A 12,715-nucleotide genomic window follows, 5' to 3' on the forward strand; every position below is an offset into this window, starting at 1 on the left:
TCAACGCGGTCACTAGCCGTGGAGGCTACGGTAAGCGGTGACGGCACCGGGGTGGAGGGGGACGGCACCGGTGCTGATGAGCGAGCGCACGTCGAGGAACTGCGTCCCGACCGCCTGCGCGGGCACCAGGTCGCCGGCCCGCTGGGCCAGCACCCTGGTCACCGCGGCGGCCACGTCCTCGGCCAGGTCCGGGCGGCACACCAGCAGGTTCGCGCTGCCGATCGTGTCCACTTCGGATCCGCCGCGGTACGCGCCCGGGGGAAGGAGAACCGACTCGTACGCGGTCTGGCCGGCGCGCCGCATCGCTGGGAGGAACGGCGAAAGCGGCAGGATCCGGATCCCGATCTCGTCGTCTAATGTGGACAAAATCGGCAGTGGTACGCCCCCGGAGACGAGCATCGCGTCGATTGTCCGCGCTGAAAGGGCGTCGTGCGCCTCCGCCATCGACAGGTGCAATATGCGCACGTCGGTCAGCCCGGCCGCGCTCATCAGCCGCGAGCCCATCGCCGCGGCACCGGATCCCGGCGCGCTCAGCGAGATCGTCCGGCCGGCCAGTTGCGGCACGGAGGTGATCGTCGAATCGGCGCGCACGGCCAGTTGGAGGTAGTTCTCGTACACCCGGCCAAGCGCGCGCAGCGCGACGGGCCGGGAGAAGGGAGTATTCCCGGTGAGCGCGTCTTCGGCGATGTCGGCCAGCGTCAGGGCAAGCTCGGCTTCCCCCTTGTCGAGCATGGTCAGGTTGGCCACGCTCGCTTCCGTCGGCAGCGCGATGCACCGCAGACGCGGATACGCGGCCTGGAGTTCCGTGGCGAGTAACTGGCCGAATGCCAGGTAGAAGGCGGTTTGCTCACCGGTCGCGATGCGCACCTGGCCGACGGGACCCGCGTCGCTAAGCGGCGCGCTGCCCACCAGGCCCGCGCTGGCGGTCAGCCCGGCGAGCAGCAGGGTTCGTCGCCGGATCACGGCAGCTCCACCCGGACCGACAGCCCGTGCGGGGTGACGGCCGCCAGTTCGATCCGCCCGCCGCGCCCGCCGGCCAGGCGTTCCGCGATGGCCAGGCCGAGCCCGGTGCCGGGCAGGTCTCGATGGTGCGTCGCACGCCAGAACCGGGTCTGTGCCTGGCCGAGTTCGGCTTCGGTGAGCCCGGGACCGTTGTCCCGCACTTCGACGAGCCCGGGACGCGTGATCACTTCGACGCGGGCGCCCGAGCCCGCATACTTGATGGCGTTGTCCAGCAACACGTCCAGCACCTGGGAGACTTCGGCCTCGGTTGCCGAAACGGTTCCTGGTTGTCCACTGTGGACGAGTTCGATCCCGGCCCGCTCGGCGACCGGCTGCCACAGCTGCACCTGGGCGGCCCCGACCGCGGTGACGTCGCAGGCAGCGCCGCCGGTGCCCGCCGCGGCGAGTTCGCCCGCGTGATGTTCCACGCTGGCCAGGGTGAGCAGGTCGTCGAGGAGTTTCTCCATGCGCTCCAGCTCACCCACCGCACCGGTGTAGGTGCGTCCCGCCGAGGCCGGCAGATGCGGTTCCAACGCGTCGATACGCAGTCGTAGGGCGGTCATCGGATTGCGCATCTGGTGTGAGGTGTCGGCGACCAGGCGGCGTTGCTGCTCCAAGGCCGAGGTCACGGCGTCCGACATCCGGTTGAAACCGGCGGTGAGCTTGCGCAGTTCGGGCGGCCCGGCCAGGCGTGGACGTCCGGGTGGCAGGCCCGCGGTCAGCCGGCCGACGGCGTGGTCCAGGCGGCGCAGCGGGCCGAGCAGCCACCGAGTGGCGGTCAGGGCGAGCGCGATGCAGGCCAACGTGAACAGGGCGGTCCCCGCGAGCACGGCCGTCCACCGGCTGGCGACGTCGGCCGCCGCCACCACGACCGATGCCCGCAGCACGACCGCGCCCGAGACCCGGGTGCCCGCGCCGGCGGGACGTGCGAGCAGGACCGGAGCGGACGACCACGGCCGCACCGTCCCCGCCGGGCGAGTCTGCTGGTTTCGCAATGCGGTGTCGATCAGCGCGGACACAGCCGGGTCGGTCGCGGTCATTCCCCCGGTGGCCACCATCGGCGCACGCCGGGCGGTCACCACGACGATCGGCTCGCCGTACAACTCGGTGTACCGGGTGGCCTCGGCGATCAGGGTGTCCGGATCGCCCGTCGTGACGGCTTGGTCGGTGAGCGCGGCGAACCGGTCCAGGTCGCCGCCCCGCGCCAGCATGAGCTGCTGGGTGCGTTCGTTGGCGGTGACCGTCAGCAGCGGGACCGCGAACCCGGCCGTTGCCAGGACCACGAAGGCGAACAGGACCGCCAGTACCCGGGCGCGCACTAGAGACTCTTTCGACGTGGTTTGCGTGACGGCCCACCGCAAGCGGCTCCGCCGCTTTGAAACACCATCTAATTGCCCAGGCGGTAGCCGAAGCCGCGGATCGTGGTCAGCAGTTCCGGGCGGTGCAGCTTGGCGCGCAACTGCGTGAGGTGCACGTCCAGCGACCGGGACACCGCGAGGTAGGCGTCACCCCACACCTCGTCCATCAGTTGCTGGCGGCTGACCGCCGTGCCCGCCCGCTTGGCGAGCGCGGCGAGCACGGCGAACTCCTTGGCGGTCAGGCTCACCTCGTCGCCGCCCACCAGGACTCGCCGCCCGTCGAGCTCGATCTGGATGTCCCCGACCATCACCGTGCGCGGATCCGGCGGCCCGGCCGCGGCCCGGCGGGTCACCGCGTCGATCCGGGCCAACAGCTCCCGCAGGCGCACGGGTTTCACCAGATAGTCGTCGGCACCCAGCCGCAGGCCGCGAACCACGGAGCGTTCGTCACCGCGGGCGGTCAGCACGATGACCGGCAGCGCGGAGACCGCCCGGAGCTTCCGGAGAACCTCGAGACCGTCGAGATCGGGCAGCCCGAGATCGAGCAGCGCCAGGTCGGCCTCCCGATGGGCGATGAGCGCGTCGGTGCCGCGCCGAACACGGACCAGGCGATGGCCGTGCGCGCCCAGCGAGTCGAGCAGGGCCTCGGCGACCCCGTCGTCGTCTTCGACAAGCAGCACGCGCACGGCCATGAATTTAGCTTGTGGTCGCGGGTGCCGGAGCGACCTCCGTCATCCGGGAATCCTTCGCGGTGTCCCGCATCCGGATATAGACGATCAGTGAAATGAACACGACGATGGTCACGTAGTAGAAGAACCAGGACTCGTGCCCGGCCTGCTTGAACCACAGCGCGATGTACTCGGCGGTGCCGCCGAAGATGGCCACGGCCAGCGAGTAGGGCAGGCCGACGCCGAGCGCGCGGATGTTGGTCGGGAACAGTTCCGCCTTCACCACCGCGCTGATCGAGGTGTAGCCCGCGCTGATCGCCAGTGGGACGGTCATCAGGACGAAGGCGAAGACCGGGTCCTTGGTGTTCGCCAGCAGAGTCAGCGAGGGCACCGTGACCAGCGTGCCGAGCACCCCGAAGCCGATCAGCAGAGGCCGGCGGCCGATCCGGTCGGACAGCGCGCCGAGAAGTGGCTGGAAGACCACGAACAGCAACAGCGCGAAGAAGTTGATCCACGCCGCGGTCGGTTTGCTGATCCCGCTGGTGTTGACCATGAACTTCTGCAGGTACGTGGTGTAGGTGTAGAAGAACAGCGTGCCGCCCATGGTCAGGCCGATCACGAGGGCCACTTCACGGGGATGGCGCATCAGCTCGCGCAGGGTGCCGGCGGAGGCACGCTCGGTGCGGTCCCTCTTCATGTTCTCGAAACTCGCCGATTCGTCCATGCCCCGCCGCAGGTACAGCACGATCAGGGCGCCGAGCGCGCCGATGCCGAAGGCGATCCGCCAGCCCCAGCTTTCGAGCTGGGCGGCGGTGAGCACCTGCTGCAGCACGATCTGCACGGCGAGTGCGACCAGCTGGCCGGCGATCAGCGTGACGTACTGATAGCTCGAGTAGTAGCCGCGACGCGTGTGGGTGGCCACTTCGGACATGTAGGTCGCCGACGTCGAATACTCCCCGCCGACGGAGATGCCCTGCAACAGGCGCGCGACTACCAGCAGGATCGGCGCGGCGATGCCGATCGAGCGGTATCCCGGGGTGAGTGCGATCAACAGGGACCCGGCGGCCATCACCGTGACCGAAAGCGTCAGCGCGGAACGCCGGCCGTAACGGTCGGCGTACCAGCCGAGAAGCCAGCCACCGATCGGCCGCATCAGGAAGCCGACCGCGAACACGCCCGCGGTGTTGAGCAGCTGGGCGGTCGAGTCACCCTTGGGGAAGAACGTGGCGGCGAAGTAGACGCTGAACGCGGTGTAGGCGTACCAGTCGTACCACTCGATCAGGTTGCCGACCGAGCCACGGAGGATGTTGCTGATCACACGCCGTTTCGGTGGGACGGCGGTTGGCGACGTCATTGCGGACTCCTTTGTCTCCGGAACGCAATCACGTTCGGTGATCGCCCCGCGCGCGGGCAAGCCTGCCGGGGCAGCCCTAACACTCCCTTAGGACGATTACTCCCCGGTAGCGGCGTGGGTGATGCTGGGCCCCCGGCCAGCGGTTAACCTCAGCGGGCAACATGGAGGGGATTCGCTCCGGTCGGGGCACCCTCATATGCCACAGGAATCGAGCGTGAGGAGAACGAGGTGGGACGGTCGGTTCTGGTCACCGGCGGCAATCGCGGTATCGGACTGGCGATCGCCCAGGGGCTTGCCGGGCACGGGCACAAGGTGGCCGTGACGCACCGCGGCTCGGGGGCGCCCGAAGGGCTGTTCGGGGTCGAGGCGGATGTCACGGACTCGGAACAGATCGAGGCCGCATTCAAGCAGGTCGAAGAGCATCAGGGGCCGGTCGAGGTGCTCGTGTCCAACGCCGGCATCACCGACGACACGCTGCTCATGCGGATGAGCGAGGAACAGTTCACGCGGGTCATCGACGCGAACCTGACCGGTGCCTACCGCGTCGCCAAGCGGGCCTCGCGCGGGATGCTGCGGGCGAAGTGGGGCCGGTTCATCTTCCTCTCCTCGGTCGTCGGGCTCTCCGGCGGCGCGGGACAGGTCAACTACGCGGCGAGCAAGGCCGGTCTGGTCGGGCTCGCCCGGTCGCTGACCCGCGAGCTGGGCTCACGCAACATCACCGCGAACGTGATCGCGCCCGGGTTCATCGTCACGGACATGACCAACGCGCTGACCGAGGACCAGCGTGCCTCGGCGCTCGCCCAGATCCCCGCCGGCCGCTACGGCGAGACCGCGGACATCGCGTCCGCGGTGCGGTTCCTCGCCTCGGACGAAGCGGGCTACATCAACGGGGCGGTGCTGCCGGTCGACGGCGGCCTCGGCATGGGGCACTGACCAGGCGCGCCTCGTCGCCGCGTTTTCCGCCTACCTACAGTTGTTCGACTATCGAAAGGACTAGCGTGCCCGGACTGCTCGAAGGCAAGCGCCTGCTCATCACTGGCGTGATCACCGACGCCTCGATCGCGTTCCACGCGGCGAAGGTGGCGCAGGAACAAGGGGCGAAGGTGGTGTTGACCGGCTTCGGTCGGCTGTCGCTGGTGGAGCGCATCGCCAAGCGCCTGCCCGAGCCGGCGCCGGTGGTCGAGTTGGACGTGCAGAACCCCGAGCACCTGGACACCCTCGCCGACCGGGTCCGCGAGCACGTGGACGGGCTGGACGGGGTGCTGCACGCGATCGCGTTCGCACCGCAAACCTGCCTGGGCGCGCCGTTCCTGGACGCGCCGAAGGACGACGTGACGGTCGCGCTCGAGGTGTCGGCCTACTCGTTCAAGTCGCTCGCCGTCGCCGCGTTGCCGTTGCTCACCCCCGGTTCTTCCATCGTGGGCCTGGATTTCGACGCCCGGGTGGCGTGGCCGGCCTACAACTGGATGGGGGTGGCGAAGGCCGCGCTGGAGTCGGTCAACCGGTACCTGGCGCGTGAGCTCGGGCCGCACGACATCCGGGTCAACCTGGTCGCGGCCGGCCCGGTGAAGACCATGGCGGCCAAGTCGATCCCCGGCTTCGGCGAACTCGAAGGCGGCTGGGATTCCCGCGCCCCGCTCGGCTGGAAGGCCGAGGACGCGACGCCGGTCGCCAAGACGATCTGTGCTGTGCTCTCCGACTGGTTGCCCGCCACCACCGGCTCGATGATCTGGGTCGACGGCGGCGTCCACGCCCTGGGCCTGTAGCGGTGCACCGCGCTCGGGAGCGGCTCGAATTCGACCGGTTTTCGAGTTGTCGGCTAACCTGCCTCCATGGCTTCACCGGAAGAGTTCGAGGCGCGCGTATCCGCGCTGGAGTCGCAGTTCCGTGACCTGAGTGACCGGGTGCGTCACAACGAACAGGACGCCGCGGCCGCGCGGGTTCTGGCCGGTGGAGCCGATCGTGACGTCACGGAGATTCGCGGCGAGATCCGGGATTTCCGGCAGGCCACGACGTCCAGTTTCAACGCGATGCGCGAGGACTTGGCCGATCTCAGGCGGAGTACAGCAGACGGGTTCACCGAAATACGCGGCAAGTTTGACGCGGCCGCGGCCGGGCAGCAGCAGATCGTCGGCCTGCTGAACAGGATCCTGAGCGAGCAGGGAGACAACGCCGGCGGCCAGTAGCGCACCGCTGCTGACCGCCGGCCGAAGCTCCCTGGGCTGTCCCTTATCTTCCGGCCGCGGCGGCCACCTGGTAGCTGTCTTCGAGGATGAGGTACCGCGTGATACGTCCGGCGTTGACGGTCATCCGGATGGCGAACGGGGTTTCGATCACCCCGCCGGTGGCGCGCACGATCGAGCGCAGGTGGCCGACGGCCACGGCTTCGTCACCGTCGACGAAGATCCGTTCCACTTCGAAAACGTCGCGTTCGAGGTAGTCGTCGAGGCCGGCATAGAACTCGCCGGCTTCGACGCCGGTCCGGCGGCGGCCGATCCAGGGCACGATCTCGGTGGCGCCGGGGATGTCCCAGTCCACTTCGTCGGCGAAGAGTTCGCCCGCGCCCGCGAAATCGTCCGCGGCGATCCGGGAGAAAAGTGCGTCGACGGTTTCCCTTGTCGTTGCTGACATTTCTTCCTCCTTCTTGTTCAGAACGTGTGCGGGTAGCCGGACCCGTGACATCCGTTTTCGGCTGCCGGTGGGTCACAGTGGCGGCCTGCCTCCCCGCCCACGTGCAGCGTCGTTGTGTGTCACCACAGGTTCCGGTCTCGCGTTTTGAATGGTGTTCCGGCATGTTCAAACTGTGGCGAGCGCCGGTACCGGGCGGCGTTCGAGCAGAGCGGCCCACGCGGTCGCGCCGAGCGCCAGCACCGCGAAGCCGATGCCGAGCCAGGTGACGCTGAGGTAGCCCAGGCCCGCGTCGATCGCCAGGCCGCCCGCCCACGGCGCCGTGACGATGCCGACGTTGAAGGCCGACGTGGTGCTGGCCCCGGCGAGTGACGGGGCGGCTTCGGCGAGGGCGAACACCCGGGTGTTGAGCGCGGGATTGACGGCGAAACCGCCGAAGCCGAGCAGGATCGCCGCCACCACCGCGACCGGGATTGACGGTGCGGTGGCGAGCACCGCCAGCGCGGCCAGGGCGAGCAGCGCACCCGAGGCGATCGTGCCGATCGCGTGCCGGTCGGCGAAACGCCCGCCGGTCGTGATGCCGATCAGGGCTCCCACGCCGTAGAGGGCGAGCACGGCGGGTACCCACTCCTCGGGCAGCCCGATGCTCCTGGTCAGCAGGGGCGACAGGTACGCGAAGACTACGGTGCTCGCGGCGGTGATGATGGCGATGATGGCCAGTGCCAGCCACAGCCGCGGTGAACGGTAGGCGCTCAACTCGGTGCGCAGGCCGGCGCGTTCGCTCGAGCCGGGGACGGCCGGGACCAGCGTTACCACCGCGACGAAGGCGAGCGCGGAGAGGGCACCGACGGCCCAGAAGGCCGCGCGCCACCCGGCGTGCTGGCCGAGGAAGGTGCCCGCGGGCACGCCGAGCACGGTGGCCACGGTCAGCCCGCCGGTGACGATCGCCATGGCCCGGCCTCGCCGGCCGGCGGGCACGACGGCGAGCGTGGTGGCGGCCGCCGCCGCCCAGAAACCGGCGTTGGCCACGGCCGCGATCACCCGGGAGCCGAAGAGCAGCCCGTAGCTCGGGGCCAGCGCGGACACGGCGTGGCTGGCGGCGAAGACCGCGAGCGTGCCCAGCAGTGTCGTCTTGCGCGGCAAGCGGTGTGTCGCGATCGCCAACAATGGGGCGCCGAACAGCATGCCGAAGGCGTAGGCCGAAATCAGCAGGCCCGCGTCGGGGATGCTGACGCCGAGGTCGGCCGCGATCGGCGGGAGCAGGCCGGAAAGCATGAACTCGGACGTGCCGAGCGCGAAGATGCTCAGTCCCAGCACGTACACCGTCAGGGGCATAGGATCTCCCGTTTTGGAATGGTCAGTTCAAAATTCGCGTAAAAAAGGAACTACAGCGCGGTCAGTGCGACGTCGGCGATGCTCTCCAGCGCCGCCCGGCTCAGTCCCTGCCGTGCCTGGACACGAAGACCGCCGATCGTGCTGTGCAGGAACCGGGCGAGCGCGACCGGATCGCGGTTGCGCTCGATCTCGCCGTCTCGCTGGGCTTGTTCGAACAGGGCACGGAGATCATCGACGAACCGGGCGCTGTCCCGCCTGATGACGGCGGCGATTTCCGGGTCCGTCCGCCCGAACTCCATCACCGTGTTGACGGCCAGGCAGCCGCGACGGTCGTGTGAGAGCTCGTCGTCGATGATCGACCGGAGTAACCGGCGAACTCGGTCACGAACCGGCTCCGGCGTGTCCAGCAGGTCGGCTCGCGTCTCGGCCGTCACCTCGGCGTAGTGCCGCAGTGACTTGCGGAACAGCTCGTGCTTGCTGGTGAAGGTGTTGTAGATGCTGCTGCGCCCCAGGCCGGTCGCCTCGCACAGCGTTTCGGTCGAAGTGCCCTCGTAGCCGCCGGACCAGAACGCCTGCATCGCCCGCTCGATCGCGGTGTGCTCGTCGAACTTCCGGGGGCGTGCCATGACGACACCGTAACACGTTTTGGACTGACCGATTCAAAACGGGGCCGGAGCGCCGCGACTGGGCCAGGGCGGCAAGATGGACCGGGTGAGTTACGACGCGCTGTTGTGGCTGTCGTTCGGAGGCCCGGAAGGGCCGGACGACGTGCTGCCCTTCCTGGAGAACGTGACGCGGGGGCGGGGCGTGCCCCCGGAACGGCTGGCCGAGGTCGCCGAGCACTACCAGCACTTCGGGGGTGTTTCGCCGATCAACCGGCTCAACCGCGAGGCCATCACCGCGGTCGAGAAGGAGCTTGCCGCGCAGGGCATCGAACTGCCGGTGTACTTCGGTAACCGCAACTGGCATCCGATGGTCGAAGACACCCTCGCCCGCATGGCGGCCGACGGCGTGCGGCGGGCGCTGGTGTTCCCCACCAGCGCGTACGGCGGATACTCGGCCTGCCGGCAGTACGACGAGGACATCGAACGGGCGCGCGCGGCCGTCGGCGAGGGCGCGCCGGAACTGGTGAAGCTGCGCCAGTTCTTCGACCACCCGCTGTTCGTCGGCACGCTTGCCGAGGGCCTGCGCAACGCGCACGCGCAACTCGCCGGAGCTCGCACGGTGTTCACCGCGCATTCCGTGCCGGAGAGCGCCGACCGGGCCTCCGGGCCGCCGGAGGAAGGCGGGCGGCGCTATTCCCGGCAGATCGCCGAGGCGGCCCGGCTGGTCGCCGCCGAGGCCGGGGTCGGCGCGTACGACGTGGTGTGGCAGTCACGTTCGGGCCCGCCGCAGATACCGTGGCTGGAACCGGACATCCTCGACCACCTCGACGCCCTCCACGCCCAGGGCGAAACCGCGGTCGTGGTGTGCCCGGTGGGGTTCGTTTCCGAACACCTGGAAGTCGTCTGGGACCTGGACACCGAGGCCGCCGCGCGGGCCGCCGAACTCGGTCTGGGTTTCGCCCGAGTGCCCACGGCGGGCGGGGACCCGCGCTTCGCGGAACTCGTCGTCGAACTCGTCCGCGAACACCTGATGGGGGCCCCGGTCGCGAAGCTCTCGGACTTCCCGGCGGCCGGGTGCACGGTCAACGGTGCGCCGTGCGCGCCGGGCTGCTGCGAACCCGTCAAACGGCGGGGGTGAAAGCGCTTACTGTTTGTCCTCCATAACCTCCTTCGGACGGCGGGCGAGGACTCACCTTGACCAGGGACCTGGCGGTTAAACCGGTTGTTACGAAGGCCGCTCGGCCTGCTCGGTGAACAACCGGACAGCCTCGTTGATCGCCGCGTGACGCGCCACGCGCACGGCATCGCCCAGCGGCCGCAGCGCGTCGGCGCGGCGCACGGCGGCCGAGGCGGACAGCGCGCCACCCGGATCGTCCGCCTGCGCCAGCGCCAGAATCCCGCCGATCTCCTCCGCGCGCTGCAACACCCGCAGCGCCCGGCCGGGCGTGCCGGCCGGCCAGCTCAGCTTGGGCCGCGCCTTGAGCCACGCGGTCAGCTCCGCCCGCACTCCGGGCCGGTCCCGCGCCACGTCGAGCGCCTTCAGCGCGCCCGCGGAGTCGCGGATCGCGTCGGTCAGGCCGTGCTCGGCCTCGCCGAGACCGACCTGGTCCGCCGCCGCTGGAATGTCCACTTTGTACACAGACCAGCGCATGAGGCCCTCCGCGATCGGTTGCGGCACAATGCCGAACCCGATGCCCGGCAGCAGCGTCGCCTCACCGGCCCGCAGCGCGGCCTCGGCGAGCCGGCCCGCCGGACCCAGCCCCCGGACGTCGCCGGGCACCGGCAGGACAAGCCGTGCGCTGGCCGCCCCGCGGGCCCGCAGCGCGGCGAGCAACTGCACCGGGGTGACCGGGAAGTCGCCCGTGAGCGGAAGGTTCAGGGTCACCGCGGCCTCGGCGTCGGCGGCGACGACCTCGTGGGCCTCGCCCCAGGCCAGCAGGGCGTCGAGCACGTCGTCCGAGGCCGCGGCGCCGGACAGCCACGCTGAGGTCCACACGGTCAGGGTCGCACTGGGACAGCACACGAGAATTCAGGGTACGGCAGGGAAGGCGTGGCGCGCCCGTCAACCGTTAGGAGGAAGTGACGGCGTGTCGGCCGTGTCTCGGGGTGATCGTCACCGGCCTTCGGGTCGCCAAAAGGCTGGTGAGGCCGGAGGGGCAGGCAAAAGTCCGTGCTCGTGCTTCGGCGAGTGGAAGACGCGCCGCCGAAGGCCTCGCGAACGCGGCTGCGGGCCGCCGGGACTGCATGGCCGGTGTGCGTTGCCAAGTCACGGTCCGTAGACGCGTTCGTCGATCGCGCGTTTTGAGTAGCACAGCTGGAGTTGCTCCACGTCGACGATCGGCGCAAAGGAAAGTAGCGTCGAGGGGGTGAATCCCGAAACCCTTCCCCGCACCCTGGGGGAGCTGCGCGCCGCCGGCCACCGGCCGCGCAGTGTCAAGACCGAAATCCACGACAACCTGCTGGCCGCGCTGCGGGCCGGGGAGAACCCGTGGCCGGGCATCGTCGGCTTTTCCCGGACGGTGCTCCCGCAGTTCGAGCGGGCGCTGCTGGCCGGTCACGACATCGTGTTGCTCGGGGAGCGTGGCCAGGGCAAGACCCGCCTGCTGCGCACGCTCGCCGGCCTGCTCGACGAGTGGACCCCGGTGATCGAGGGATCCGAACTGGCCGAGCATCCGCTGGAGCCGATCACCCCGGTGTCGCGGCGCCGCGCCGCCGAACTGGGCGACGAGCTTCCGGTCACGTGGTTGCACCGCAGCCAGCGCTACACCGAGAAGCTGGCCACGCCGGACACCTCGGTCGGCGACCTGATCGGCGACATCGACCCGGTGAAGGTGGCCGAAGGCCGCAGCCTTGGCGACCCGGAGACCATCCACTTCGGACTCGTGCCGCGGGCGCACCGCGGCATCGTGGCCATCAACGAGCTGCCCGACCTCGCCGAGCGGATCCAGGTGGCGCTGCTGAACGTGATGGAGGAGCGCGACATCCAGGTTCGCGGCTACAGCCTGCGGCTCCCGCTGGACGTGCTGATGGTCGCCACCGCCAACCCGGAGGACTACACCAATCGCGGCCGCATCATCACCCCGCTCAAGGACCGGTTCGGCGCCGAAATCCGCACGCACTATCCGCTGGACGTGGCCGCCGAAGTGGAGGTCGTGCGGCAGGAGTCGAACCTGGTCGCGGAGGTGGGTGAACCGCTGCTGGAGGTCCTCGCCCGGTTCGTGCGCAATCTCCGCGAATCCCCGGTCATCGACCAGCGCTCCGGCGTGTCCGCCCGGTTCGCGGTCGCCGCGGCCGAGACCGTGGCCGCGGCGGCGCTGCGGCGCTCGGCGCTGACCGGTGAGCAGCCCGCCGTGGCCCGCCCGGTGGACCTAGACGCGGTGCCGGCCGTGCTGCGCGGCAAGCTCGAGTTCGAGCCCGGCGAGGAGGGCCGCGAGCACGAACACCTGGTGCACCTGCTCCGGCGAGCCGTCGCCGAGACCGCCCGGGACTTCTTCGGCGGGCTGAACCTGCGCCCGCTGGTGGAGGCGGTCACCGACGGTCATCTCGTCACCACCGGCGAGCGGGTGCCCGGCGCCGACGTGCTGGCCGCGCTGCCGGAACTGCCGGTCCTGCACGAGGTCGCGACCCGGGCCGGGGTGTCGGCGGGCGACTCGCCGGGCCGGATCGCGTCCGCCGTCGAGCTCGCACTGGAGTCGCTCTACCTGGCCCGGCAGCTGGCCAAGGATTCCGACGACGCGACAACGGTGTACGGGCCATGACACTGGA

The 12,715-nt window shown here is 70.0% G+C and carries 13 protein-coding genes; 5 read left to right on the forward strand and 8 right to left on the reverse strand.

The features are described 5' to 3' along the window. Positions 1-12 precede the first annotated feature (12 nt). The 4 genes from A3CU_RS0107305 to A3CU_RS0107320 form a co-directional block, all read right to left on the reverse strand. Positions 13-963: a TAXI family TRAP transporter solute-binding subunit gene (locus A3CU_RS0107305; protein ID WP_043840741.1), complete on the reverse strand. Its 951-nt coding sequence runs from the start codon at positions 961-963 to the stop codon at positions 13-15. Next, positions 960-2,321 carry a sensor histidine kinase gene (locus A3CU_RS0107310; RefSeq protein WP_027941740.1) on the reverse strand — a complete coding sequence of 454 codons (1,362 nt, stop codon included), beginning with the start codon at positions 2,319-2,321 and terminating at the stop codon, positions 960-962. Before A3CU_RS0107310 ends, A3CU_RS0107305 begins: the two co-directional genes overlap by 4 nt. A 68-nt stretch (positions 2,322-2,389) precedes the next feature. Next, a complete protein-coding gene (locus A3CU_RS0107315) occupies positions 2,390-3,052 on the reverse strand; it encodes a response regulator transcription factor (RefSeq protein ID WP_043840743.1) in 663 nt (220 codons plus the stop codon). 4 nt (positions 3,053-3,056) lie between these two features. After that, the gene (locus A3CU_RS0107320) at positions 3,057-4,382 is read right to left on the reverse strand and encodes an MFS transporter (protein ID WP_027941742.1); all 1,326 of its coding nucleotides are present in this window, start codon (positions 4,380-4,382) and stop codon (positions 3,057-3,059) included. A gap of 228 nt (positions 4,383-4,610) precedes the next feature. Here A3CU_RS0107320 and fabG point away from each other — a divergent pair, with 228 nt between their 5' ends. The 3 genes from fabG to A3CU_RS0107335 all read left to right on the forward strand — a co-directional run bounded on the left by fabG (position 4,611) and on the right by A3CU_RS0107335 (position 6,568). After that, positions 4,611-5,315, forward strand: a complete 705-nt coding sequence (gene fabG, locus A3CU_RS0107325; RefSeq protein WP_027941743.1) for a beta-ketoacyl-ACP reductase — start codon at positions 4,611-4,613, stop codon at positions 5,313-5,315. 65 nt (positions 5,316-5,380) lie between these two features. Further along, a complete protein-coding gene (gene fabI / locus A3CU_RS0107330) occupies positions 5,381-6,148 on the forward strand; it encodes an enoyl-ACP reductase FabI (RefSeq protein ID WP_027941744.1) in 768 nt (255 codons plus the stop codon). A gap of 66 nt (positions 6,149-6,214) precedes the next feature. Then, complete coding sequence (locus A3CU_RS0107335; RefSeq protein WP_027941745.1) at positions 6,215-6,568, forward strand: hypothetical protein; 354 nt, start codon at positions 6,215-6,217, stop codon at positions 6,566-6,568. 43 nt (positions 6,569-6,611) lie between these two features. Here the strand turns inward: A3CU_RS0107335 and A3CU_RS0107340 are convergent, their stop codons facing one another. The 3 genes from A3CU_RS0107340 to A3CU_RS0107350 form a co-directional block, all read right to left on the reverse strand. Then, positions 6,612-7,013 (reverse strand): nuclear transport factor 2 family protein, encoded by a 402-nt coding sequence (locus A3CU_RS0107340; protein ID WP_027941746.1) that lies wholly within the window; start codon positions 7,011-7,013, stop codon positions 6,612-6,614. A 165-nt stretch (positions 7,014-7,178) separates the two neighbouring features. Further along, entirely contained in the window at positions 7,179-8,345 is a 1,167-nt protein-coding gene (locus A3CU_RS0107345; protein WP_027941747.1) for a Cmx/CmrA family chloramphenicol efflux MFS transporter, read from the reverse strand. Positions 8,346-8,395: 50 nt separating this feature from the next. Further along, complete coding sequence (locus tag A3CU_RS0107350) at positions 8,396-8,971, reverse strand: TetR/AcrR family transcriptional regulator (RefSeq protein ID WP_027941748.1); 576 nt, start codon at positions 8,969-8,971, stop codon at positions 8,396-8,398. A gap of 85 nt (positions 8,972-9,056) precedes the next feature. Between A3CU_RS0107350 and A3CU_RS0107355 the strand changes: the two genes are divergently transcribed. Continuing rightward, positions 9,057-10,088, forward strand: a complete 1,032-nt coding sequence (locus tag A3CU_RS0107355; protein WP_027941749.1) for a ferrochelatase — start codon at positions 9,057-9,059, stop codon at positions 10,086-10,088. An 87-nt stretch (positions 10,089-10,175) separates the two neighbouring features. On the opposite strand, the gene A3CU_RS0107360 is transcribed toward A3CU_RS0107355, so the two are convergent. Further along, a complete protein-coding gene (locus A3CU_RS0107360) occupies positions 10,176-10,973 on the reverse strand; it encodes a hypothetical protein (RefSeq protein WP_027941750.1) in 798 nt (265 codons plus the stop codon). A 343-nt stretch (positions 10,974-11,316) separates the two neighbouring features. Here A3CU_RS0107360 and A3CU_RS0107365 point away from each other — a divergent pair, with 343 nt between their 5' ends. Next, on the forward strand, positions 11,317-12,708 hold the full coding sequence (locus A3CU_RS0107365; RefSeq protein ID WP_027941751.1) for a sigma 54-interacting transcriptional regulator: 1,392 nt from the start codon (positions 11,317-11,319) through the stop codon (positions 12,706-12,708). Positions 12,709-12,715 lie beyond the last annotated feature (7 nt).

It is taken from the genome of Amycolatopsis taiwanensis DSM 45107, from assembly GCF_000519205.1.
GTDB lineage: Bacteria > Actinomycetota > Actinomycetes > Mycobacteriales > Pseudonocardiaceae > Amycolatopsis_E > Amycolatopsis_E taiwanensis.